At 62.9% G+C, this 21,666-nt stretch carries 25 protein-coding genes; 13 read left to right on the top strand and 12 right to left on the bottom strand.

What is annotated here, in order from left to right; all coding sequences use genetic code 11:
* Positions 1-15: 15 nt before the first annotated feature.
* A complete protein-coding gene (locus NKI52_RS10975) occupies positions 16-1,176 on the bottom strand; it encodes a CaiB/BaiF CoA transferase family protein (protein ID WP_352569300.1) in 1,161 nt (386 codons plus the stop codon).
* A 3-nt stretch (positions 1,177-1,179) separates the two neighbouring features.
* Entirely contained in the window at positions 1,180-1,731 is a 552-nt protein-coding gene (locus NKI52_RS10970; protein WP_023676078.1) for a MaoC family dehydratase, read from the bottom strand.
* 190 nt (positions 1,732-1,921) lie between these two features.
* Here NKI52_RS10970 and NKI52_RS10965 point away from each other — a divergent pair, with 190 nt between their 5' ends.
* Positions 1,922-3,019, top strand: a complete 1,098-nt coding sequence (locus NKI52_RS10965; RefSeq protein WP_352569302.1) for a lactonase family protein — start codon at positions 1,922-1,924, stop codon at positions 3,017-3,019.
* Between the two features lie 7 nt (positions 3,020-3,026).
* Here NKI52_RS10965 and NKI52_RS10960 read toward each other — a convergent pair whose 3' ends face one another.
* Positions 3,027-3,740: a GntR family transcriptional regulator gene (locus NKI52_RS10960; protein ID WP_352697940.1), complete on the bottom strand. Its 714-nt coding sequence runs from the start codon at positions 3,738-3,740 to the stop codon at positions 3,027-3,029.
* A gap of 258 nt (positions 3,741-3,998) precedes the next feature.
* Between NKI52_RS10960 and NKI52_RS10955 the strand changes: the two genes are divergently transcribed.
* From NKI52_RS10955 to NKI52_RS10930, 6 genes are all read left to right on the top strand, one after another.
* Positions 3,999-5,087 (top strand): ABC transporter ATP-binding protein, encoded by a 1,089-nt coding sequence (locus NKI52_RS10955; protein WP_352569303.1) that lies wholly within the window; start codon positions 3,999-4,001, stop codon positions 5,085-5,087.
* A gap of 36 nt (positions 5,088-5,123) precedes the next feature.
* On the top strand, positions 5,124-6,413 hold the full coding sequence (locus NKI52_RS10950; RefSeq protein WP_023676074.1) for an ABC transporter substrate-binding protein: 1,290 nt from the start codon (positions 5,124-5,126) through the stop codon (positions 6,411-6,413).
* Positions 6,414-6,616: 203 nt separating this feature from the next.
* Positions 6,617-7,528 (top strand): ABC transporter permease, encoded by a 912-nt coding sequence (locus NKI52_RS10945; RefSeq protein ID WP_023676073.1) that lies wholly within the window; start codon positions 6,617-6,619, stop codon positions 7,526-7,528.
* Positions 7,529-7,532: 4 nt separating this feature from the next.
* Positions 7,533-8,351 carry an ABC transporter permease gene (locus tag NKI52_RS10940; RefSeq protein ID WP_352451583.1) on the top strand — a complete coding sequence of 273 codons (819 nt, stop codon included), beginning with the start codon at positions 7,533-7,535 and terminating at the stop codon, positions 8,349-8,351.
* A gap of 2 nt (positions 8,352-8,353) precedes the next feature.
* Positions 8,354-9,094, top strand: coding sequence for an aspartate/glutamate racemase family protein (locus NKI52_RS10935; protein ID WP_023676071.1), 741 nt, complete (start codon positions 8,354-8,356; stop codon positions 9,092-9,094).
* A gap of 5 nt (positions 9,095-9,099) precedes the next feature.
* Positions 9,100-9,936, top strand: a complete 837-nt coding sequence (locus NKI52_RS10930; protein ID WP_352569307.1) for a GNAT family N-acetyltransferase — start codon at positions 9,100-9,102, stop codon at positions 9,934-9,936.
* A gap of 51 nt (positions 9,937-9,987) precedes the next feature.
* Here the strand turns inward: NKI52_RS10930 and NKI52_RS10925 are convergent, their stop codons facing one another.
* The 6 genes from NKI52_RS10925 to NKI52_RS10900 all read right to left on the bottom strand — a co-directional run bounded on the left by NKI52_RS10925 (position 9,988) and on the right by NKI52_RS10900 (position 14,922).
* The gene (locus NKI52_RS10925; protein WP_352452379.1) at positions 9,988-10,134 is read right to left on the bottom strand and encodes a hypothetical protein; all 147 of its coding nucleotides are present in this window, start codon (positions 10,132-10,134) and stop codon (positions 9,988-9,990) included.
* 76 nt (positions 10,135-10,210) lie between these two features.
* The gene (locus NKI52_RS10920; protein WP_352697938.1) at positions 10,211-11,503 is read right to left on the bottom strand and encodes an NAD(P)/FAD-dependent oxidoreductase; all 1,293 of its coding nucleotides are present in this window, start codon (positions 11,501-11,503) and stop codon (positions 10,211-10,213) included.
* On the bottom strand, positions 11,500-12,477 hold the full coding sequence (locus NKI52_RS10915) for a branched-chain amino acid ABC transporter permease (RefSeq protein WP_352569443.1): 978 nt from the start codon (positions 12,475-12,477) through the stop codon (positions 11,500-11,502). The genes NKI52_RS10920 and NKI52_RS10915 overlap by 4 nt, the downstream gene beginning before the upstream one ends.
* Positions 12,474-13,382, bottom strand: coding sequence for a branched-chain amino acid ABC transporter permease (locus NKI52_RS10910; protein ID WP_023676066.1), 909 nt, complete (start codon positions 13,380-13,382; stop codon positions 12,474-12,476). The genes NKI52_RS10915 and NKI52_RS10910 overlap by 4 nt, the downstream gene beginning before the upstream one ends.
* Positions 13,379-14,128, bottom strand: a complete 750-nt coding sequence (locus NKI52_RS10905) for an ABC transporter ATP-binding protein (RefSeq protein ID WP_352452381.1) — start codon at positions 14,126-14,128, stop codon at positions 13,379-13,381. Before NKI52_RS10905 ends, NKI52_RS10910 begins: the two co-directional genes overlap by 4 nt.
* On the bottom strand, positions 14,125-14,922 hold the full coding sequence (locus NKI52_RS10900) for an ABC transporter ATP-binding protein (protein WP_352697936.1): 798 nt from the start codon (positions 14,920-14,922) through the stop codon (positions 14,125-14,127). The genes NKI52_RS10905 and NKI52_RS10900 overlap by 4 nt, the downstream gene beginning before the upstream one ends.
* A gap of 126 nt (positions 14,923-15,048) precedes the next feature.
* Here NKI52_RS10900 and NKI52_RS10895 point away from each other — a divergent pair, with 126 nt between their 5' ends.
* The 6 genes from NKI52_RS10895 to NKI52_RS10870 are packed head-to-tail and all read left to right on the top strand — an operon-like array spanning position 15,049 to position 19,428.
* Positions 15,049-15,777, top strand: coding sequence for a GntR family transcriptional regulator (locus NKI52_RS10895; RefSeq protein ID WP_023676063.1), 729 nt, complete (start codon positions 15,049-15,051; stop codon positions 15,775-15,777).
* A gap of 5 nt (positions 15,778-15,782) precedes the next feature.
* Positions 15,783-16,271, top strand: a complete 489-nt coding sequence (locus NKI52_RS10890; RefSeq protein WP_031211593.1) for a DUF3830 family protein — start codon at positions 15,783-15,785, stop codon at positions 16,269-16,271.
* Positions 16,272-16,631, top strand: a complete 360-nt coding sequence (locus NKI52_RS10885; protein ID WP_352697935.1) for a TIGR04076 family protein — start codon at positions 16,272-16,274, stop codon at positions 16,629-16,631.
* Positions 16,628-17,683 carry an aldo/keto reductase gene (locus NKI52_RS10880; protein WP_023676060.1) on the top strand — a complete coding sequence of 352 codons (1,056 nt, stop codon included), beginning with the start codon at positions 16,628-16,630 and terminating at the stop codon, positions 17,681-17,683. Before NKI52_RS10885 ends, NKI52_RS10880 begins: the two co-directional genes overlap by 4 nt.
* 8 nt (positions 17,684-17,691) lie before the next feature.
* On the top strand, positions 17,692-18,120 hold the full coding sequence (locus NKI52_RS10875) for a DUF4440 domain-containing protein (RefSeq protein WP_023676059.1): 429 nt from the start codon (positions 17,692-17,694) through the stop codon (positions 18,118-18,120).
* A gap of 48 nt (positions 18,121-18,168) precedes the next feature.
* On the top strand, positions 18,169-19,428 hold the full coding sequence (locus NKI52_RS10870) for an ABC transporter substrate-binding protein (RefSeq protein WP_023676058.1): 1,260 nt from the start codon (positions 18,169-18,171) through the stop codon (positions 19,426-19,428).
* A 75-nt stretch (positions 19,429-19,503) separates the two neighbouring features.
* Here NKI52_RS10870 and NKI52_RS10865 read toward each other — a convergent pair whose 3' ends face one another.
* The 3 genes from NKI52_RS10865 to NKI52_RS10855 all read right to left on the bottom strand — a co-directional run bounded on the left by NKI52_RS10865 (position 19,504) and on the right by NKI52_RS10855 (position 21,650).
* Positions 19,504-20,421 (bottom strand): sigma-70 family RNA polymerase sigma factor, encoded by a 918-nt coding sequence (locus NKI52_RS10865; protein WP_036238331.1) that lies wholly within the window; start codon positions 20,419-20,421, stop codon positions 19,504-19,506.
* Between the two features lie 10 nt (positions 20,422-20,431).
* The gene (locus NKI52_RS10860; RefSeq protein WP_023676056.1) at positions 20,432-20,971 is read right to left on the bottom strand and encodes a dihydrofolate reductase family protein; all 540 of its coding nucleotides are present in this window, start codon (positions 20,969-20,971) and stop codon (positions 20,432-20,434) included.
* A gap of 139 nt (positions 20,972-21,110) precedes the next feature.
* Positions 21,111-21,650, bottom strand: a complete 540-nt coding sequence (locus tag NKI52_RS10855; RefSeq protein ID WP_023676055.1) for an Lrp/AsnC family transcriptional regulator — start codon at positions 21,648-21,650, stop codon at positions 21,111-21,113.
* Positions 21,651-21,666: the final 16 nt, after the last annotated feature.

Genomic DNA, 21,666 nt, shown 5'->3' with positions numbered 1-21,666 from the left:
TGAGCGTGACGTCGCTCACAGCCCGAACTCCACGCGGATTTTTGCGCTGTGCTCGCCGATGCGTGGCGCGGCCCGCTCGACCTTCGCGCGGATGCCGTCTACCCTGAGCGGCGAGCGCGTGGTGAGGATCGAAACATCATCCTCGCGCGTCACCGTCTGCAGCATGTCGAGGACCTGGAAGCCTTCGCTGGCCATCATTTCCGGCCAGGTCAAAACCTTGGCGCACCAGATGTCGGCAGGCTCGAGAATGGCAAGCCATTCGTCGACCGTCTTCGTTGCGATCTTTTGCGCGATGATCGCCTTGATCTCGTCGCGGGCGGTGAACCAGGTCGACGGCTGGTCGCGATAGGGCGCAAGCTCCTCGAGCCCGAGGAGATCGGCGAGTTTCGAGATCGGCGTCATGGCGATCGCCAGATAGCCGCCCTTGGCCGGATAGACGCCGTAGGGCGCCGAGAGATAGGCGTGCGCGCTGCGGAAGCTCGACCGCCGCGGCAGCCGGCGCCCGTCATTGAGATGCGTGGTCAGCACCTCGAACTGGAAGTCGACCAGCGCTTCGAGCAGGCTGGTCTCGACATGGCTGCCCTTGCCGGTCACGCCGCGCCGCACCAGTGCGGCGAGGATGCCTTGCGCGGCGGCGGAGCCCGCCAGCATGTCGGCGATCGCCAGGCCGAAGGGCACCGGCCCTTGGTCCTCGTCGCCGTTCAGCCACATCACGCCGGAGCGGGCCTGCGCCAGCAGATCCTGCCCGGGCCGCTTGACCCACGGGCCTTCCTCGCCATAGCCGCTGATCGAGGCATAGACCAGGCGCGGATTGATCTTGCGCACCGCCTCGTAATCGAAGCCCAGGCGTTCGATGACGCCGGGCCTGAAATTCTGGATCAGCACGTCGGCCTTGGCCAGCAGGCCGCGCAGCGCCGCAAGGTCGGCCTCGTCCTTTAAGTCGATGGCAAGGCTTTCCTTGGCGCGGTTGATCGCATGGAAAATGGTGGAATCGCCGCCGATCTCGGTGTCGCTGAGATAGAGCCGGCGCGACAGATCGCCGCCGTCCGGCCGTTCGATCTTGATGACGCGAGCGCCGAGGTCGAGTAGTCGCAGCGAGCAGTAAGGCCCGGACAAGAACTGGCTCATATCGACAACGATGAGCCCGGTCAGCGGCAGTTCGGCAATGGCAGCCATTGCCTATTTCTCCGTCTTGCCGGCGAAATCGGCCGGATTGCGGTACTTCACCGTCTGCAGGTGCTCGCAATAAAGCACGAGCTCGCCTTCACCCTTGAAGACTTCATAGCTGGCGCGGATCAGCCCCATTTCCTTGTATTTTGGCTTCTTGTCGAGGTTGGAGCGGATCGAATAGATCGTGTCGCCTATGAACACCGGCTTGATGAAGCGCAATTTGTCGTAGCCATACGAAAAGGCGTTGATGCAATTGGTGGCGACGAGACCGAGCCCGGCTGAGAACACGAAGGCCCCTGCCACCAGCCGCTTGCCGAAAATGCCTTGCGTCTCGGCGAACATCTGGTCCTGCACGTATGGATGGATGTCGAGCACCAGCGTGTTGAAGAGATGGCTGTCGCCCTCGGCAATGGTCCGGCGCAGCGAGCGGATCTTCTGGCCGACCGGCCAGTCTTCGTAGAACCAGTTCTCCGCGTTCCAGACGGGAAGGTCGGCGTGATTCCTAGGCATGTTGGCGGGGTGTGTCGATGCCACGCCCACGGTTGGCGCGAAACCGCTCATGACGACTTCCTCTGGGAGCGGGAATCGTCCATCAGGGCGCGCCGCAGACCAGCGAAATGCATGATCGATCCTCCCGTCAATCTTCTTTTGTGAATAGTATTTTCACATATGGGGTTGTGTTGCAAGCGTGAACAGGCGAAATTTTGCCTGCTCCGTCGGGGCCAATGCCGGCGGAACAAGGGAGGAAGTGATGCAGAATGCCTGTCTGGTTTTCGTCGGCAGCCTCAATCGCGACGCCCCGTATTTTCAGGGCGCGCGCGGCATCGGGCTGGGTGTCTACAGTTTCGACGAAGGGACGCTGCAGACGAAGAAACTGGCCGAGACGGGAGACATCGACAATCCCACCTTCCTGTCGGTGACGCCGGACGGCTCCCACATCTATGCCAACTCAGAAGTGTTCACCTGGCGCGAAGGGGTGGTCTCGGCCTACCGTTTCGACAGGCAGACCGCCACGCTGTCCTACATCAACAAGCAGCCGACGCTGGGCAGCATCACGGCGCACAACGCCATCACGCGCGACCGGACGAAGCTGCTGGTCGCCAATTACGGCATGGGCGAGGGCGGCCCCGATCGCTCGGTCGTGGTCTATGGGTTGGGTGAGAATGGCGGCCTGACAGCGCCGTTGTCGAGCGTTGCCCATAGCGGGACCGGACCAGATCCTGCCCGCCAGGAGCGGCCGCATGCCCATAGCGTAACCGAGACGGTTGCCGGCGGCATGGCGATCGTCGCTGACCTCGGCATCGACCGGCTGGTGTCCTATCGCATCGGCTCAGACGGCAGCCTGACGAAGCTCGCCGAGTCGGCGCTTGCGCCAGGCGCGGGTCCGCGCCATCTCGCACTGCATCCGGGCGGTCGCTTCGTGTTCGTCATGAACGAGCTGGATTCGACGGTTGTCTCGCTGGCGCTGGACGAAGCATCAGGCAAGCTTACGGTGATCGACAGCAAGCCGGCCGTGCCGCCCGAGGCGCGCGACGGCAATCACTGCGCCGACATCCAGATCTCGCCTGACGGCCGCTTTCTCTACGGCTCCAACCGCGGCCATGACAGCATAGTGGTGTTTTCGATCGACCAGCAAACCGGCAGGCTTGCCCTTGTGGGCTATACGCCTTGCGGCGGCGCCACGCCGCGCAATCTGGCACTGACGCCCTCGGGCGGCCATCTGTTCTCGGCCAACCAGAATGCCGACCGCATCTCGATTTTCGCCCGTGATGCCGCAACCGGCCGGCTGACCGACACCGGCCGATCCATCGAGATTGGCACACCGATGTGCGTGAGGATCGTGCGTTGACGCGATCTCAGAACTCGAGCGCCTGCCTGAGTGCCGGGCCGCTCCTGACGCGCAAATCGAGGTCGGCCTCGATATGGTCGATGTGGTGCAGCATCAGCGCGCTGGCGCGTTCGGCATTGCCATTTTCCAGCGCCTCGAGGATCTGCGTGTGTTCGTTGTGGCCGCAGCTCGAGATGCCCGAGCGGCCATAGAGTGCGATCACCAGCGATGAACGAGCGACCAATTCCTCCATGAAGCGCTGCAGGATGACGTTTCCCGCGACCGACGCCAGAAGCAGGTGAAAATCCCCCGACGCCTTGATCTCCGATCGCCTTGCGTTCGGTCCGCGTTCGGCGATGAAACGGCCTTCTTCGTCGAGCTGGGACTTGAACGCGGCGACATGCGCCGGCGTCATCCGTCCGGCGGCGGCAATCGCGATGCCTGGTTCGATGAGCCGGCGCGAAGCAAAAACCTGCCGCGCTTCCTCCGGCGACGGATTGGCGACGAAGGCGCCGCGATTGCGCTCGGTGCGCACCAATCCCTCGAAGGAAAGCATCTGCAGTGCCGCACGCGCCACGGTGCGGCTGACATCGAACAGCGTGCCGACTTCGCCTTCGGATAGCTTTGTTCCCGGCGCTAGCCGGCGATCGACGATCGCGTCGCGCAACTGGTCGCGGATCGCCTGCGCGCGATCCTCGTTGGCGGCCTCGATAGCAGGGAAGGTCTGGTCGGCAATGTTCATGGCAGTGGTCCTGCGTTCTTCTACCCTGAATCGCATCGCTTGGACGAGAGACAAAGTGAATACAGAGATGAAAAAGATTGCATACGATCTTTGCGAAGATCGGCGGCAATCGCCTATAATTTGTGCATTGCACAAGGGCGACGTATCGGCAGCTATATAGAGGCGGCCCTGATTTCTTCGAGGATTCAGTCGGTTGGTGCGGCGGCGCGCAACTGGCACGCATGATGCTTTGGCTAATCCGACCAAAGGGGAAGCTGGATGTCCAAAGCCGCCGAAATCGACATTGTGTCCGTTTCGAAAGTCTATGGCGCGACGACTGCCGTCGAAGGCATCAGCCTGAAAATCCCTGCGGGTACCTATTGCTGCCTGCTCGGTCCGTCCGGCTGTGGCAAGACCTCGACGCTGCGCATGATCGCCGGGCACGAGAGCATATCGAGTGGCGACGTGCGTCTCGGCAACACAGTGGTCACCGACCTGCCGCCGGCCAGGCGCGGCACTGCCATGATGTTCCAGTCCTACGCACTGTTTCCGCATCTCGACCTGATCGACAATGTCGCCTTCAGCCTGAAGATGAAAGGCGTCGGCAAGGAGGAGCGCCGCGCCAAGGCACTCGACATGCTGAAGCTGATGCAGATGGAGGCCTATGCCAGCCGCCGCCCGGCGCAGCTTTCCGGCGGGCAGCAGCAGCGCGTTGCTCTTGCGCGCGCATTGATCACCGATCCCGAGGCGCTGTTGCTCGACGAACCGCTTTCGGCGCTCGATCCTTTCCTGAAGATCCGCATGCGAGCCGAACTGAAGAAGCTGCAGACGTCGCTCGGCATCACTTTCGTCCACGTCACCCACAGCCAGGAAGAGGCGATGGCGCTGGCCGACCTGATCGTGGTGATGAACGATGGCCGTATCGAGCAGGCGGCGCACCCTCGCACGGTGTTCGAGCGGCCGGCCACGGCCTTCGTCGCTCGTTTCATGGGCGACCACAATGTCATCTCCGGGCGCGTCGCCGGCAGTCGCGACGGCATGGTCGTTTTCGATGTGCCCGGCGGCGTCACGCTCGCGGCCAGCGGGCAGGGCAGGGAGACCGGGGAACCCATCGACATCGCCATTCGCACCGACCACGTGCGCATCGGCGAGCCGCCGGCAGCCGGGCTCGGCTTCACCGGCATCGTTTCAAACGTCGAGTACCGCGGTTCGACCGTGAAGCTCTCGGTCAATGGCGCCGGCATCGAGGATTTCACCGTAATCGTCGACGACACCAGCTTCTTCGCCAGCCCGGTTGCCGTCGGCGACGCAGTGCCGATCGCCTGGGACGCCGAGGACGCGATCGTCCTTGGTCGTCTCGATTCCTGAAATCCAGCATAACCAATCAAAACAGGGGAACTGAACATGACCAACACCACCGACAAGAAGACTGGAATATCGCGACGTTCGCTGCTCAAGACAGGTGCCGCCGCCGTCGGTTTCGCCGCCGGTTCCGGCGCCATATCTGGCTTTCCGACCATCTGGGCGCAATCGAACATCACGCTGCGCCAGTTCGGCACCGGCGTATCCAACCTCAATGCCATCGCCGACAAGTGCAAGGCCGATCTCGGCATCACGCTGGAGATGACAGCAACCGATTCCGACGCCGCCGCACAGCGCGCCGTGACGCAGCCCGACAGCTACGACATCGCCGACATCGAATACTGGATCTGCAAGAAGGTGTTCCCGACAGGCGTCCTGCAGCCGATGGATGTCACCAAGCTGAAATATTACGACGAGCTGGTGCCGCTGTTCAAAACCGGCAAGCTGGCGCCGGACAGCGTTATCGCCCAGGGCACCGCGCCGCACACGGTCGGTTACGTCGAGGCGCAGGACAGCAAGGTCTTCGCCAAGGCGCCGACCAACTGGTTCACCATGGTGCCGACGATCTACAATGCCGATACGCTCGGCATCCGCCCCGACCTCGTCGGCCGCGATATCACCACCTGGGCCGACATCATGGATCCGGCCTTCAAGGGCAAGACCGCCATCCTCAACATCCCGTCGATCGGCATCATGGATGCGGCGATGATCATGGAAGCCACCGGCAACATCAAATACGCCGACAAGGGCAACATGACCAAGGAGGAGATCGACAAGACGATCGACTTCCTGATCAAGGCCAAGCAAGCCGGCCAGTTCCGCGCCTTCTGGAAATCCTTCGACGAGAGCGTCAACCTGATGGCTTCAGGCGAAGTGGTGATCCAGTCAATGTGGTCGCCGGCCGTGGCCGCGGTCCGCTCCAAGGGCATCGCGTGCCGGTTCCAGCCGCTCAAGGAAGGCTACCGGTCCTGGGGTGGCGGGCTTGGCCTGGCAGCCCATCTCTCCGGCGCCGAACTCGATGCCGCCTATGAATACATCAACTGGTACACGTCCGGCTGGGTTGGCGGCTATCTCAACCGCCAGGGCTATTACTCGGCCAACATGGTGTCGGCCAAGAAGTTCATGTCCGAGGACGAGTGGGGCTACTGGATCGAAGGCAAGCCGGCAAAGGGCGATATCCTGTCGCCGGACGGCAAGGTCATGGAAAAGGCTGGCGCCGTGCGTGACGGCGGCTCTTTCGAAGAGCGCATGGGCAAGGTCGCCTGCTGGAACTCGGTCATGGACGAAGACCGCTACATGGTGAAGCGCTGGAACGAGTTCATCGCTGCGTAGGTACAACGTCTTCCCCTTCTCCCCTTGTGGGAGAAGGTGGATTGGCGCGCAGCGCCAAGACGGTTGAGGGGTGCCGGCCGGAGCGCTGTTGGTGCCAAGCTGGAACACCCCTCATCCGACCGAGCTTCGCTCGGCCACCTTCTCCCACAAGGGGGAGAAGGAAAGGCGGCTTCGCCGCATCGCTGACTTATACCGAGATGTTCATGACAGCCGCGCTCGAACGCCCCGCCACCGCCGCCGCCAAACCCGCCAGACGCCGCCGGCTCTCGATCGGCGCCCTCGTCCCCTATCTCCAGGCAACACCACTTGCCCTGATCCTCGGCGCGTTCCTCCTGCTGCCAATTCTGATGATCGCCGTGGTCTCATTCTGGGATTACGATTTCGCAGCGATGTATCCGGATTTCCTGACCACCAATTATTCCGACACGCTCGGCTCCTGGGTCACCTGGAAAACCTACCTGAATACGCTGAAATACGCCGCCATCGTCTGGGCGCTGACGCTGTTCATCGGTTTCTGGGTCGCCTATTTCCTTGCCTTCCATATCAGGACCACGGCCATGCAGATGGTGCTGTTCCTTGTCTGCACGGTGCCGTTCCTGACCTCCAACATCATCCGCATGATCTCGTGGATTCCGGTGCTTGGCCGCAATGGCCTGGTCAACTCGACGCTGGTGCAAATGGGGCTGATCCCGAAGCCGATCGAATGGCTGCTCTATTCCGAATTCGCCGTGGTGCTGGCCATGGTGCATCTCTATACGCTGTTCATGGTGACGCCGATCTTCAACACGCTGATGCGCATCGACAAGTCATTGATAGAAGCCGCGCGCGACGCCGGCGCTTCCGGCTGGCAGGTTCTGTGGAACGTCGTCATTCCGCTCGCCAAGCCCGGCATGGCGATCGGCACCATTTTCGTCGTCACCCTGGTGATGGCCGACTTCTCGACGGTGCAGGTGATGTCCGGCGGGCAGAGCGCCTCCGTCGCGCTGATGATGAAGAACCAGATGTCGCTGCTGCAATATCCGGCAGCCGCCGCCAACGCCGTCGTGCTCTTGGTGCTGGTGCTGCTGATGGTCGCGGGCATCCTGCGCATCGTCGACATCCGCAAGGAGCTGTGAGGCGATGAGCCAGGACAAGCGCACCCTCGAATTCTATGTGTTGGCGGCGTTCTTCGGTCTTTTCGTGTTGTTCCTCTACGGCCCGCTTTCGGCGATCCTGATCCTCTCTTTCCAGGGCGAGAACGGCGGTCTGACATTTCCGCTGAACGGCGTGTCGCTGCACTGGTTCGCCAATTTGTTCGAGCGCCAGGCGGTCGGCGACTTCGGCGGCAGCTTCAAACGCTCGCTCGTCCTTGGCCTGATGGTGATGGTCGTCACTGTCGCCGTGTCGCTGCTCGCCGGCCTGGCCTTCCGGCAGAAATTTCGCGGCGCAACCGCACTGTTCTATCTGGCCGTCGCCAGCCTGGTCGTGCCGTCGATCATCATCAGTCTCGGCATCGGCGTCGTCTTCCAGCAGATCGGCTTCCGCCCCGCCTGGTACACCTCCGCTTTCGGCGCCCATCTGACCTGGACCTTGCCTTTCGGCGTGCTGATCATGTTTGCTGTCTTCAACCGGTTCTCGCCAGCCTATGAGGAAGCCGCGCGCGATCTCGGAGCATCGTCGTGGCAGACCTTTGCCCATGTCGTGCTGCCGATGATCGCGCCCAGCCTGATCGGCGTCGGCCTGTTCGGCTTCACTCTGTCATATGACGAGTTCGCCCGCACGCTGATGACCTCGGGCACGTTCAACACGTTGCCGCTCGAAATCTACGGCATGACGACGAATGTCACGACGCCGGTGCTCTATGCGCTGGGCACCGTGACGACCGTGTTTTCCTTCCTGGTGATCCTGCTGACGCTCGGCGCAATCGTCTATGTCGGCCGCCGCCGCGAGCGTGCCTGACAGTGCAGATCCTCGTCGTCAATCCAAACACCACCGCCAGCATGACCGATACTATCGCGGTCGCCGCCCGATCGGTCGCTGCTCAATCGACGAAGATCGTTGCCGTCACCTCGTCGATGGGACCTGTATCGATCGAAGGCTATTACGATGAAGCACTTGCCGTGCCCGGCCTGCTGGTCGAGATCGCCGCCGGCGAACGCTCGGGCGCGCAAGCCGCGATCATTGCCTGTTTCGACGACACCGGCCTCGATGCCGCGCGCGCCATGGCCAACATTCCGGTCATCGGCATTTGCGAGGCATCGCTCAGCACGGCCTCGTTCATCGCCCAGCGCTTCACCGTCGTCACCACCACCGGACGTTCGCGCGTGCCGGTCGAAGGGTTGGTGCAGCGCTATGGCATGGCAGGGCGCGCGCGTGTGCGCGCCGCCGACATCCCGGTTCTTGCCCTCGAAGATCCGGCGTCCGACGCACTGCTCAGGCTGCGCAACGAGATTGCGCGCGCCATCGACGAGGATCGCGCCGAGGCGATCGTGCTCGGCTGTGCCGGCATGGCCGATCTGGCGGCGGCGCTGCAGCGGGAATTCGGGCTTCCGGTCATCGACGGCGTGGGCGCTGCCGTGAAACAGGCCGAGGCCTTGATCGCCCTTGGCCTGACGACATCCAAGCGCGGCGCCTATGCAAGCCCGTTGGCAAAGTCCTATCATGGCGCGTTGAAATCCTTCGCGCCTGGCGCCGCCGAGTGATCGCAATGCCCCGAACGATCCGAACGCTCGCACGTGAAGAAGTGCAAACCCTTGTCGATTGGGCGGCGGCGGAAGGCTGGAATCCCGGCCTTAACGATGCCGCGCTGTTTCAGGCAGCCGACCCGCAGGGCTTCATCGGTGCCTTTATCGATGGCGAGATGGCGGCCGGCATTTCGGCCGTTGCCTATGGCGACGGTTTCGGCTTCATCGGCCTCTACATCTGCCGGCCGGACAAGCGTGGCCAAGGCCATGGCAAGGTCGTTTGGGATGCCGGCATAGCGCGGCTCGGCAAGCGCACGATCGGCCTCGACGGTGTCGTCGAACAGCAGGCCAACTACCGCAGCATGGGTTTTGCACCGGCCTACCGGACGATCCGGTTCATGGGGTCACCGAATGTCCCGGCAGCCGTCGGCAACGACATTCGCGCCATAGGGCCGGAACTCGTGCCGGACATACTGGACTATGACCGCCGCTTCTTTCCCGGTCCGAGGCGATCCTTCCTGGAACACTGGCTGCGCCCGCCGCATATGGCGCTTGCGATCCTCAAGCACGGCGCCATTGCGGGATACGGCGTCGCGCGCCAATGCCGGGACGGCTGCAAGATCGGCCCGCTCTTTGCCGACAGCCTGGACGCGGCAAGCCATCTCTTCGCCGCGCTCGCGCACATGTCCGGTCCCGGAAACGTCCATCTCGACGTTCCCGAAACCAGCCGGCAATTTGCAGACTTGCTGTCGTCCGCAGGCCTTCAGCCGGGCTTCGAGACGGCTCGGATGTACAAGGGAAAGGCGCCGCAGCTCGTGCAGTCCGGAGTTTTTGCGATAACGACGTTGGAGTTGGGGTGAGGCGGTACAAGCCGACTTCCAGTGCAAAGTCGGGCAACAGGACTACGCGGTCTATTTCTCCTGAACTGAAATGCCGGAATCGTCGATGCGAAGTTCCACGCCTTTCGGCCTAGTCTCCTCGCGATAAACGTAAATCCCCAACGCAATAACGGCGACGGCCAAAGCGCCGATGATGAGATAAAGATAGTTCTGCTTCATCCGCTGTCGTTAACAACATGATGTGGGCGAGTCTAGCAGTTCGGGCATCAGGACGGCGGCCGGAGACGCACGTCGATCAGCCATCCAGCCGGTCGCGCAGCATGCTCCAGGGGAGCACCATGTTTGGTGCATGCCGCATCAGGCTATGGAACGGGATCGGCGACGGCGGCGCAAACGGCAGCGGCAAATCCTGAGGTTTTGTTCCATCAGCCCAATCCGCAAGCACCTTGCCCATCGCAGTGGTCATGGCGATGCCGCGTCCGTTGCACGCCAAGCCGGCGATCAGCCCGGGGCCGAGATCGACGAGGTGCGGCAGGAAGTCGGGCTCGACGGCAGCCATCCCGGACCAGCTATATTCAAGCGGCGGGATTTCCGGAAGATCGAGATGCTTGGCCAGTCGCCGCCAGATCGCCCGCGGCACGCGGGCGTCGGCGCCGGGACCAAAAATATGCATGCCGCCGGTTATCAGCCTGTTTTCGCTGTCGAAGCGGAAGGTGAAGAGATTGCGTCTTGTGTCGCCGACGCCTTGCCCGCCAGGAAGCAGGCGAGTGCGTATTTCGCGCGGCAGCGGCGCTGTCGCGATCTGGAAGATTTTCAGCGGGAAATAGGTTCGCTGCAACGCGCGATCCAGCGCTCCGCCATAGGCGTTGGTGGCGACCAGCACCTTTCCTGCGCGTACCGAACCGGAGGCCGTCTTCAAAGCCCAACCATCGCCTATGTGATCGATCGACGCGACACGCGTATGCTCGAAGATGCGCGCTCCGGCCTTTTCCGCCGCGTCGGCCAATCCGCGCGCATATTCGACCGGATTGAGGACGCCACCCGATCTGTCGATCCAGCCGCCGAGATAACCGCGAACGCCGGTCAGCTCTTCGACCGCCTGTCTATCCAGCGCAACAGCCGGCCTTGCGCGTGGTGCCCATTGTTCGGCGCGCGATCTGGTCTTTTGCAAAGCGGCCGGTGAATGGGCTGGTTGTATCCAGCCGCTCTGGACGGCATCGCATTCGATGGCATGCCGCCTGATCAGGTCGAAGACGAGGTCGGCGCTGCCGGCGGCGAAATCGACAAGGCGTTCGCCGCGTTCGGGCCCGAGCTGGGCAATGATATCGTCGGGGTCTCTTTTCGCGAAATTCGGCACGACGAAGCCGGCATTCCTGCCGGTTGCCCCCCAGGCGATGATTTCCGCCTCGAGGACGGCAACCGAGATGCCTTTCTCGGCACTGTGCAGCGCGGTGGAAAGGCCTGAAAACCCGCCGCCGACAATTGCCAGATCGACATCGAGTGCGCCTTCGAGGGTGGGCCGGTCGCGGCGACTGCGGCTGACGGCATGCCAAAGGGAAACGCCGTGCGGCCGGGTCACAGCGTTCATGAGCCGCTCTCGCTCGAGGCCACGCGTGCACGCTTGCCGAACCTTGGACGCCGCGGCCTGTCGCCAAACAGGCCGTTCGGCCTGACCAGAAGGATGACGCACAGCATCACGCCGATGGCGACGATCTGCAGCGAAGCGGCGCGGGCCTGTTGTTCGGGCGAGAACAACATACTGGTCAAGGCTCCCGATCCGGCCCATATCGCCCAGACCAGGATGCTGCCGATGACGGCGCCGATGTTGCTGCCCGAGCCACCGACGATCAGCATCACCCAGACCTGGAAAGTCAGCGCCGGCAAATAATTGTCCGGCGCGATGAAGCCGGTGAAATGCGCCTGCAGCGCACCGGCAAGCGCCATGATGGCGCCACCGACGGCAAAGGCCTGGACGCGGTAGAACCGTGCGCTTTTGCCTAGGGATATCGCGGCCCGCTCATCCTCGCGAAGCGCCTTCAACACGCGCCCCCACGGGCTGCGCGACAGATGCTCCAGCGCGAGATAGACGATCAGCGTCACCACCGAGACGATCGCAAGGTTCGAAAGGTTGAACAGCAACGGCGTTTCGGCAAGACCGCCGAACGGACGCGGAATGAAGCCGATGCCGAACGGCCCGCCGGTCAGCTTCTGGGCATTGAGCGCTACCAGTTGCACGACGACGGCGACGCCGAAAGTAGTGATCGCCAGATAGTCCGATCTCAGACGTAGCGTGGCAATGCCGGTGATGGCGGCGGCGACGCCGCCCAACAGCATGGCGCCAAGCCAGCCGATAAGGATCGGCAGGTCGAAGCCGCCCAGGCGCGCGGCATCGTCGGGCGTGGTCAGCAGCGCCGAGGTGTAGGCGCCGATGGCAACGAAGCCGGCGACCCCGACATTGAAAAGCCCGGTCAGCCCCCATTGCAGATTGAGCCCGAGCGTGATGAGCGAAAAGATCAGCGCGGTGGTCAGGAAGAAGGCGCCGTAACCGAGCAGATCCATCAGCGTTCCCTCACTCCGAAAAGGCCGATGGGCCGCACGAACAGCACCGCCATCAGGATGATGAAGGAGACGGCTGCCCGCCATTCGGCGCCGATCAATTGCACGGCAGCCGCTTCGGCCATGCCGATGATCAGGCCGCCGAGAACGGCGCCGGGCACGCTGCCGATGCCGCCGAGGATGGCGGCCGCGAACATCGGCAGCAGCATCTCGAAACCCATGAACGGGCGGATCTGGATCAGAATGCCGATCATGACGCCGGCGACGCAGGCCAGCGCGCCGCCGATGATCCAGGTGACGCGCACCACCCTGGCGACGTCGATGCCGACGATGCGGGCAAGTGCCGCGTTCTGGCTCAATGCCTGCATCGAGCGGCCGGTCTGGGTGCGCGTCATCAGGAGATGCACGCCGAGCACCAGCACGGCGGTCAGCAGCAGCAGCGCGATCTGGTCCGGGGTGATGCGGATGCCGAAGCCTATCGGCATCGCGATCTGGATCGCCCGGCTGAAATAGGTCGGACGCGAGGTGAAGATGAATTCGAGCAGGCTTCTCAGCGCCATCGAGGCGCCGAAGCTCGCCATCACCACGATGATCGCCTGCCCCTTGGCCCGCAGCCGCGCGAACAGCACCATGTCGAGCGCCAGCGCCAGCAGGCCGGTGGCCGCCATGCCGATGATGAGCGCGACGATCAGCGGCCAACCGAAGGAGAGGGGCGCGATCGGCGCGATCTTGCCGAAAATCGCGCCAATGGCGCCAACCACGGCGAGCGTCGCATAGGCGCCCCAGGCCATGAAGTCGCCATGGGCGAAGTTCGAGAAGCGCAGGATCGAATAGGTGAGTGTCACGCCGATGGCGCCGAGGCCGATCATCGACCCTGCCAGCAGTCCGTCGACGACGAATTGCAGGTTCATGCCGCGCTTCCTTGTCCAAGGTCGAGGCGGCGCTGGCCAAGATAGAGTTCAGCGACGACCGGGTCGTTCCAGAGCTCGGAGGCGACGCCCTGGTGCCGCTCCTTGCCCTCGACCAGCACATAGGCGCGGTCTCCAATGGCAAGCGCTGCCTTGGCGTTCTGTTCGACCAGCAGAATGGTGACGCCGGACTTTCGGATGCCGGCCAGCATCTCGAACACCATCGCCACGAATTTCGGCGACAGGCCGGCCGACGGCTCGTCGAGCACCAGCACCTTGGGATGGACGATCAACGCCCGCGCGACGGCCAGCATCTGCCGCTGTCCACCCGACAGATTGCCCGCGGCCGTTCTGCGCTGACGGGCGAGATCGGGAAAGGCCGCATACATTTCCTCGATGCGGGCTGGGACCTCGCGCGGCCTCAGGATGCCGCAGGCGACCCTGAGATTGTCCTCGACCGACATTAGCGGGAAGATGTTCTCTGTCTGTGGCACGAAGGCAAGGCCAAGGCGGACCATGATGTGAGCGGGCGACGCCGTGATATCCTTGCCGTCCAGCAGCACCGTGCCGCCGGTGATCGGGACAAGGCCGGCGATGGCCTTGATAAGGCTCGACTTGCCGGCGCCGTTGGGACCGAGAACGACGACGATCTCGCCCTGGTCGACGGTGATCGAAGCGCCGCGCACGATCGGAACGCCAGGCTCGTAGCCGGCTTCGAGATCGCGGACATCGAGTACCTTTTGGCTCATGCCGTGCCTCCGAGGTAGGCCTCGATGACGCGCGGGTCGCGCGCCGCCTCCTCCGGGGTGCCTTCGCACAGAAGCTGGCCGCTCGCCATGACCAGCACGCGGTGGCAAAGCCGCGTCACCATGTCGATATTGTGCTCGATCAGCAGGAAGGTGATGCCGCGCGCATTGATGTCGCGGATGCGGTCGATAATGATCTCGAGCAGGGTTGCGTTGACCCCGGCCGCCGGCTCGTCGAGCAGGATGATCGCCGGGTCGGCCATCATCACGCGGGCCAACTCGAGCAGCTTGCGCTGGCCGCCTGAAAGCACGCGCGCAGGTTCGTGCGCGAGGTGAGCGATCGTGACGAGCTCGAGCAGTTCGACGGCTCTTGTCTCGGCAGCCCTTTCTTCGGCAGCGACCCGCCGGGGCGTCAGGAAATTGGCGAGCAGTTTTTCTCCGGCCTGCCCTTGCGCGGCCAGCATAACGTTTTCGATCAGCGTCAGGTTAGGCAAGGGCCGGGGGATCTGGAACGTGCGGCCAAGGCCGCGGCCAATGCGGCGATGGGCAGCTTCCCCCGACACCGATACGCCGTTGAGGAGGATTTCGCCGCTGGTCGGCAGAATGCTGCCGGCGAGCAGGTCGAACATCGTGGTCTTGCCGGCGCCGTTCGGGCCGATAAGGCCAAGTATTTCGCCCGGCCGGACGTCGAACGAGACATTGTTGACCGCGACCAGGCCGCCGAAGCGTCTGAGGACGTTCCTGGCCGTGAGGACCGGCGTACGGATCTCCTCCTGCCGTTCCGTCGTGTCGCTCATCAATTCCTCTGGCCGAAAAGCGATCTTCGTCGCCTATGATTTGATTTGTGATCACGCTTGCTTTGATCACGCTATTCGGCTTTAATTTCTTCCGCAAGCCGAAAACGGCCAAGACCGGGATTGCCTATGCAGAAGGCCGCCATCGAAAAGAACAATGAGATGATCGCAGCCCAGCTTACGCCGGTCGGCCGCGAGACCGTGCAGGATCGCGTCTATTCGGAGCTGCGCCGCGCCTTGATCGGCGGTCTTTTCGAGCCGAGCCAGGTTCTGACCATCCGCGGCCTCGCCGACGCGCTGGTCACCAGCACCATGCCGGTGCGCGAGGCGCTCGGACGGCTGATCACCGAGAAGGCGCTGGAGGCGCTTCCCAACCGCTCAGTGCGCGTGCCGCCGATCACGCTGGAGCGCATCGACGACCTCTTGCGGGCCCGCTCCCTGATCGAGGGCGAAGCGATCGCCCTGGCCGCCACGCGCATGAACCCGCGCCAGATCGCTTCGGTCGAAGCCATGCTCGGCGAGTGGGACGAGATGCGGGCGCTGAAGCACAAGAAGGATATCGACCGCGAGGCCACGCTCAACCAGAGCTTCCATTTCGAGATCTACCGTTGCTGCGGTTCCGCCGTGCTGATCCCGATGATCGAGAGCCTGTGGTTGCAATCCGGGCCTTGCATCCGCGTTGCCATTTACGCCTTCTCCGACGCCGGCGAGGTCGATACGGCCCACTACCACCGCAGCATCGTCGCAGCGCTTTCCAGGCAGGATGCGCAAGCGGCGCGCGAGGCGCTGGTGGCCGACATCAGCCGGCCCTTCGCCTTTCTGCGCGACAAGCTCCAATCCACAAGCAAAGAAGGATAGAGGGCATGACGGTGCCTGGCATCAACATCACCGAGCCACACTCGATGCTTTCCGTGACCGCGCTGCTGTTGCCTGAAAAGGCGCCCGACAACGCTGCCTTCCTGCTGGCGTATCTCGAGCAGCCGCGCGTCGTTGCCGGCATCCATGCTATGTGGACGGGGCCGGAAATCTCCTGCCCGGTTCCATCAGCCGAACTTGAGGGCCAAACCTATGCCAGGCCCTTGCCAGCGGAGAACGCAACGCTGACGCCGCAGCCGGGCGACATCGTGTTGTCCTACGTGCCGCCGCGCATGTGGGGCGGCAACCCGAATGCCATCTTTGACGTCGGCCTGTTCTACGGAGCGGGTGCACGCCTGCTGTTCCCGATCGGCTGGCTTGCCGGAAGCGTCGTCGCGCAGGTGGTGCCTGAGGATCGCGATAAATTCGCAGCCGCTTGTGGCGTGATCCGCCGCAACGGTGCCTGCGACATCACCTTCACCCGGGTGGAGATCTGAATGGCTGAGACCGACGACAGTTTCGAACTCTTCGACCTTCGCGTCGAGGCGGTTATCCCCGAGGGCAAGCCGATCTATTGCGGCGCCAAGCCCGGCGACTATTTCGAGTTGAACGGCGAGATGCTGTCGATGCCGGCGGGGCAAGGTTTCTCGATCTATTCCATTGCGGCAGTGTTGCCGCTTCTGGCCGCAAAGCAGCGCCCGACCCACAGGAACGACTGGATGACGTCGGACGCCGAGATCGCTTGTCCGGATCCCAATTGTGCCAGCCGGCTCCGGATCGTCAGGACCGGCAAGCAGCGGTTCAGCCATGCCGAAACGACGGCGGTGCCGCTGCCGAAGGAGAATGACCGGAGATGACCGCCAAGGCTTTCGAGCTCAGCCCCGGCTACACGATCTCGCGCGTTATTCGCGGCGGCTGGCAGCTTGCCGGCGGGCACGGCGCGATCGACCGCCAACAGGCGGTAACTGACCTGATCGCCACCTTCGACGCCGGCATCAGGACCTATGATTGCGCCGATATCTATACCGGTGTCGAAGAGCTGATCGGCGCGGCGCGCCTGCGCCTTGCCAATGAGCGTGGCCTCGACGCTGCCACCAAAATGAAGGTGCACACCAAGCTGGTGCCTGACCTGGAAAGGCTTTCCAATATCAGCCGCGACTACATCAGAGGCATCGTCGAGCAGTCGCTGCGGCGGCTGAAGACCGAGCGGCTCGATCTCGTGCAGTTCCACTGGTGGGACTATGCGCTGCCCGGCTACGTCGAAGCGATGGGCTGGCTCAACGAAATCCGCAGGGAAGGCAAGGTGCGCAACATCGGCACCACGAACTTCGACACGCCGCGGTTGGCCGAGATCCTGGCCGCCGGTGTGCCGCTGGTCAGCCAGCAATTGCAATACTCGGTGCTCGACCAGCGGCCAGCCAACAGACTTGCAGCGCTCGCCAGCCGGCACGGCGTCAGTTTCCTCTGCTACGGTTCGGTGGCGGGCGGCTTCCTCAGCGAAAAATGGCTTAGCGCTGCCGAGCCGCAGACGCCGCTCGAAAACCGATCGCTGGTCAAATACAAGCTGATCATTGACGACTTTGGTGGCTGGGAGCTTTTCCAGGAGTTGCTTCGCACACTGAAGGCCGTCGCCGACCGCCACGGCGTCGATATCGCCACCATCGCCAGCGCCTGGGTGCTGGAGCAGCCGCAAGTGGCGGCCGTCATCGTCGGCGCCCGCAACCAGGCGCACGCCCTTGCCAATGCCAGAATCATGGACGTCGCGCTCGATGCCGACGACCGGGCGAGGATCGCTGCCGTGATCGCGCAAAGCCGTGGGCCGCTGGGCGACGTCTACACATTGGAACGCGACCGTCACGGCCGCCACGGCTCGATCATGCATTACAATTTGAATGCAGGCAGGAAATGAACGCGGCCATGGACGAAAAGCCCTCCTTGCTTTCCCGCGCCAGCGCCGAGGTGGTCGATCTCCACCGCTTCTTCGTCGACTGGTTCAATGCGGCGAGTGCGGACAATGCAGATTTCAGGCGCTTCGAACGCGTCATGGGCGAAGGCTTCTGCATGGTTGTGCCGGATGGCCAGGTCCTCGATCGTGACGCGGTGCTCGACCATGTCAGGGCAAGCCGCGCCACTTGTGACGGCGATTTCACCATCTCGATCGAGGAAATCCGGGCCGGCTGGCAACAAGGCGACACGATCGTCGTCAGCTACATCGAAGCGCAGCAGCGCGCCGGCAAACATAGCCGCCGCCGCTCGAGTGCCGTTTTCACCACCAGTTCATCGGCGCCCAACGGCGTCGAATGGCGACATCTGCATGAAACCTGGCTGCAGATGCCGGAAGGCTGAACAGGCTCAAGACATCAATGAGAGTCGTGTAACGAAAGGGGAACAACAATGAAAAAGACCATACTTCAGATCACCACCGCGCTCGCACTGCTGACAGCGGCCGGCGCAGCGCAAGCCGCCGATTGCAAGATCACCGTCGGCCTCGTCATGGAACTGACGGGCCCGGCCGGCGAGTACGGCCAGGCCGGCGCCAAATCGGTCGAGATGGCCTTCCGCGACATCAACGATGCGGGCGGCGTCCGCGGCTGCGATCTCGCGACCGACACGCGCGACAGCCAGAGCCAGGGCAACATTGCGGTCGACGCCGCGACGCAGCTCGTGCAGGTCAAGAAGGTGCCGGTGATCATCGGCGGCATCATCTCCTCGGTGTCGATCCCGATCCTGACCTCGGTCACCGCTCCGGCCAAGATAGTCCAGGTGTCGCCTGCTTCCTCGTCGCCGACGCTGACGGCGCTCGGGCGCGACGGCAAGACCAACGGCATCTTCTTCCGCACCATCACATCTGATGCGCTGCAGGGCGTCGCTGCCGCCAAATATGCCATCGACAAAGGCTTCAAGAAGCTGTCGGTCATCCACGTCAACAACGACTTCGGCGTCAACATGGTGGCGGAATTTTCGCGCGCCTATAAGGCACTCGGCGGCACCATTGTCTCCGACACGCCCTACAATGAAAAGCAGTCGAGCTATGCCTCGGAAGTGACGGCGGCGATGGCTGGCGAGCCCGACGGGCTTTATCTCGTCAGCACGCCTGTCGACGGCGCAACCATCGCCCGCACCTGGATTTCGCAGGGCGGTGTCCAGAAATTCCTGCTCAATGACGGCATGAACAGCCCGGACTTCATCGAATCCGTTGGCGCGGATTACCTGAAGGATGCGTACGGCACTTCCTCCGGCACCAGTCCGACCGCATCGACCGAGTATTTCACCAAGAACTACAAGGAATTTTCGGGCATCGAACCGTCGAACCCGGCGGCCGACCGGTCGTATGATGCCGGCGCCATCGTCGGCTTGGCCATCGCCATTGCCGGCTCCGAGGATCCGGCCAAGATCAAGGACGCGATGTACAAGGCGGTCGACCCGGCCGGCACGCCGATCTATGCCGGCAAGGACGAGTTCGCCAAGGCGCTCGGCCTGATCAAGGATGGCAAGCCGATCCGCTACAAAGGCGTCATCGGCCCGGTCGCCTTCGACAAATACGGCGACATCACCGGCCCGTTCCGCCTCTGGAAGATCGTCGATGGCAAGGTGACGACCGACGGCGAAATGACGACGGATGACGTCAACGCCCTGCAGGCGAAGCTTCAGTAAGCCGCCTATGTCTTGTCCGGCGTCGATCCCATTTCAATGAGGTTGATGCCGGCCACTTGCATGTCCTGCCGCTGGTTAGGCCGGCCTGGAAACGACCACCGCACCTGCCGCCGGCATGATCCAAGGGCAGGCATAGTAATCGGCGATGCGATTTATGGTCCCGCCGGCGGCTTCGATCCGAACCGGATGGGCCGGCTTCCAACCGTTTTCGCCATGGTGGAGCACTAGCAGCACCGCCTGGCCATCGATCTCGCCAACCGCCATTTTCCAGGTCGTCGAGGCTCTTTCATATTCAACGAAGTAAGGTGATTCCGACAGCCTGCCCTTGAAGCAATCCGCGACACGCAATTGTGCGTCGGCGCTGGTCAACGCCCGTACCCCATCCCAATCGCGGCGGTTGAACAGTTCGACATAGCGGCTGAGCAATTCCAGGAATTCCGGATCGCGTTGGGGCTCCGAACGGACGATTGGGTCGCCTGACAAGGCGGCCAATTTCGAACGGCCACGGCTCAACGCAGCCTTGACGCCGCCCACGGTCGAGCCGACGAGGTCGGCGATCTCTTCCAGCGAATAGTCGAAGACGTCCTTGAGCAGGACGCAGGCGCGTTCTTTGGGCGGCAGGTGGATCACCAGCCGTTCGATCGCGCGATCCGCGCCCTGGCCCGCCGGCTCGACCGGCAGGATGATCTCGTCTTCGGCGAAATTGGCCTCCGCATGCTGACGCACCTGCCGGCTTCGCAGAAAATCGATGCAGCGATTATGTGCAATGCGAAAAAGCCAGGGGCGAAGAGCACTCGCATCGTCCAGCTTCTCGATCTTCCGATAGGCCTCGAACAGCGCCTCTTGCATCACGTCTTCGGCGTCGAGCGTTGAACCGGTCATGCGTGCACAGTAGCGGTGCAGCCGTCCACGCAAATGCGCGACTGTCTCCAGAAAACCGGCGTAGCGGACGTCGAAAAGCCCGGTCGGGTCAAGTCTTGGCTGCATCTTCATGGCATACGGATCATAGCGGGACATAGGTCAACGTAATGACGCCGTTCTTGAAACGGTGGGTATCTATAAGCTCCAGTCTGACCAGGGACGGGTCGACATCCTGGAAAGCGCGTTTGCCATGTCCGACGCGGGTCGGCACGATCGAGAGCTGATACTCGTCGACAAGCCTGTTGGCGAGCAGCGTCTGGTCGAGATTGCTCACTCCGTACTTCAAAATGTTGCCGCCGGCCTGCTGCTTGATCCTGGCAATTTCGGCAGCGATGTCGCCTTCGATCAGCGACGCGTTCCAGCTCACTTCCTTGAGGCTGCGCGACGCGACGAGCTTCTTCAGCCCGTTCATGCGATCCATGTACTTGCTGCCTTTGACCTGCGGCCAACGCGCCGAAAACATTTCGTAGGTGACGCGGCCGAGCAGGAAAAAATCCGCCTCGCCGGCCTTTTCATAGGAGTGTTCCTTCATCTCTTCGTCGAAGAACGGTGACGCCCATTCCATTGGTGCTTCGATGACGCCGTCCAGCGAAATGAAGCTGCCTACGATTAATTTTCTCATCGCGTGTCTCCGGTTGCGCAACAGGCATCCCGTCGGATCCAAGAACCGGCGCAAACGAACCGGCCCGACGGATGACCACAGGATGCAGTGCCTAAGACGTTTCCGGTTCGACTTTGGATACGCGTGAGAATCGTTTGAGCTAATAAAGCGGCTTGGCCATATGCCGGGGGGTCGGCCATTCCGTCGTTATCCCGGGCTGCACTGGCCGCTCGAGATAGGTCGACAGGACCACATAGCTTCGGGTCGAGGTGACGCCAGGCGTTTCGTAGAGGCGCGACAGCAGGCCTTCGAGTGCCCGCGTGTCCTCGGTGCGGACCTTGATCAGCATGCATGTGTCGCCGGCCACCGAATGGATCTCCTCGACTTCGGGGTGCTCGGAGATCGCCATCAGCTCCGGCGTCTTTCCCCACCCCTTGGTATCGATATGGACGAAGGCGAGCAGCGGCTTGCGCACCGCCTTGGGGTCGATGATGGCCGCGGTGTTGCGGATGGTGCCGCTGCGCCGGAGGCGCTTGACGCGTTCATGGGCTGCCGGCGGTGAAAGGCCGACGCGGTCGCCGAGCTCGGCATAGCTGATCGTGGCGTCGTCGACCAGAACGCCTAATATTTTTCGGTCGGTTGCATCGATATCGCGGGCGGCAGGCCTGTTCTGCGGAATGCCATCTGTTTCTTCATCCATATTAAAATTCCCGATT

The sequence above is a fragment of the Mesorhizobium sp. M0590 genome, assembly GCF_040320905.1.
Taxonomy (GTDB): domain Bacteria; phylum Pseudomonadota; class Alphaproteobacteria; order Rhizobiales; family Rhizobiaceae; genus Mesorhizobium.
Note: the sequence above shows the minus strand (reverse complement) of the source record. Positions and strands in the feature narration are given on the sequence as shown.

Bases quoted from the DNA above. Each gene is read 5' to 3' on its own strand.
- NKI52_RS10975 (WP_352569300.1), bottom strand. From the start codon at position 1,176: ATGGCTGCCATTGCCGAACTGCCGCTGACCGGGCTCATCGTTGTCGAT.
- NKI52_RS10970 (WP_023676078.1), bottom strand. From the start codon at position 1,731: ATGAGCGGTTTCGCGCCAACCGTGGGCGTGGCATCGACACACCCCGCC.
- NKI52_RS10965 (WP_352569302.1), top strand. From the start codon at position 1,922: ATGCAGAATGCCTGTCTGGTTTTCGTCGGCAGCCTCAATCGCGACGCC.
- NKI52_RS10960 (WP_352697940.1), bottom strand. From the start codon at position 3,740: ATGAACATTGCCGACCAGACCTTCCCTGCTATCGAGGCCGCCAACGAG.
- NKI52_RS10955 (WP_352569303.1), top strand. From the start codon at position 3,999: ATGTCCAAAGCCGCCGAAATCGACATTGTGTCCGTTTCGAAAGTCTAT.
- NKI52_RS10950 (WP_023676074.1), top strand. From the start codon at position 5,124: ATGACCAACACCACCGACAAGAAGACTGGAATATCGCGACGTTCGCTG.
- NKI52_RS10945 (WP_023676073.1), top strand. From the start codon at position 6,617: ATGACAGCCGCGCTCGAACGCCCCGCCACCGCCGCCGCCAAACCCGCC.
- NKI52_RS10940 (WP_352451583.1), top strand. From the start codon at position 7,533: ATGAGCCAGGACAAGCGCACCCTCGAATTCTATGTGTTGGCGGCGTTC.
- NKI52_RS10930 (WP_352569307.1), top strand. From the start codon at position 9,100: ATGCCCCGAACGATCCGAACGCTCGCACGTGAAGAAGTGCAAACCCTT.
- NKI52_RS10925 (WP_352452379.1), bottom strand. From the start codon at position 10,134: ATGAAGCAGAACTATCTTTATCTCATCATCGGCGCTTTGGCCGTCGCC.
- NKI52_RS10920 (WP_352697938.1), bottom strand. From the start codon at position 11,503: ATGAACGCTGTGACCCGGCCGCACGGCGTTTCCCTTTGGCATGCCGTC.
- NKI52_RS10910 (WP_023676066.1), bottom strand. From the start codon at position 13,382: ATGAACCTGCAATTCGTCGTCGACGGACTGCTGGCAGGGTCGATGATC.
- NKI52_RS10905 (WP_352452381.1), bottom strand. From the start codon at position 14,128: ATGAGCCAAAAGGTACTCGATGTCCGCGATCTCGAAGCCGGCTACGAG.
- NKI52_RS10900 (WP_352697936.1), bottom strand. From the start codon at position 14,922: ATGAGCGACACGACGGAACGGCAGGAGGAGATCCGTACGCCGGTCCTC.
- NKI52_RS10895 (WP_023676063.1), top strand. From the start codon at position 15,049: ATGCAGAAGGCCGCCATCGAAAAGAACAATGAGATGATCGCAGCCCAG.
- NKI52_RS10890 (WP_031211593.1), top strand. From the start codon at position 15,783: ATGACGGTGCCTGGCATCAACATCACCGAGCCACACTCGATGCTTTCC.
- NKI52_RS10885 (WP_352697935.1), top strand. From the start codon at position 16,272: ATGGCTGAGACCGACGACAGTTTCGAACTCTTCGACCTTCGCGTCGAG.
- NKI52_RS10880 (WP_023676060.1), top strand. From the start codon at position 16,628: ATGACCGCCAAGGCTTTCGAGCTCAGCCCCGGCTACACGATCTCGCGC.
- NKI52_RS10875 (WP_023676059.1), top strand. From the start codon at position 17,692: ATGGACGAAAAGCCCTCCTTGCTTTCCCGCGCCAGCGCCGAGGTGGTC.
- NKI52_RS10870 (WP_023676058.1), top strand. From the start codon at position 18,169: ATGAAAAAGACCATACTTCAGATCACCACCGCGCTCGCACTGCTGACA.
- NKI52_RS10865 (WP_036238331.1), bottom strand. From the start codon at position 20,421: ATGAAGATGCAGCCAAGACTTGACCCGACCGGGCTTTTCGACGTCCGC.
- NKI52_RS10860 (WP_023676056.1), bottom strand. From the start codon at position 20,971: ATGAGAAAATTAATCGTAGGCAGCTTCATTTCGCTGGACGGCGTCATC.
- NKI52_RS10855 (WP_023676055.1), bottom strand. From the start codon at position 21,650: ATGGATGAAGAAACAGATGGCATTCCGCAGAACAGGCCTGCCGCCCGC.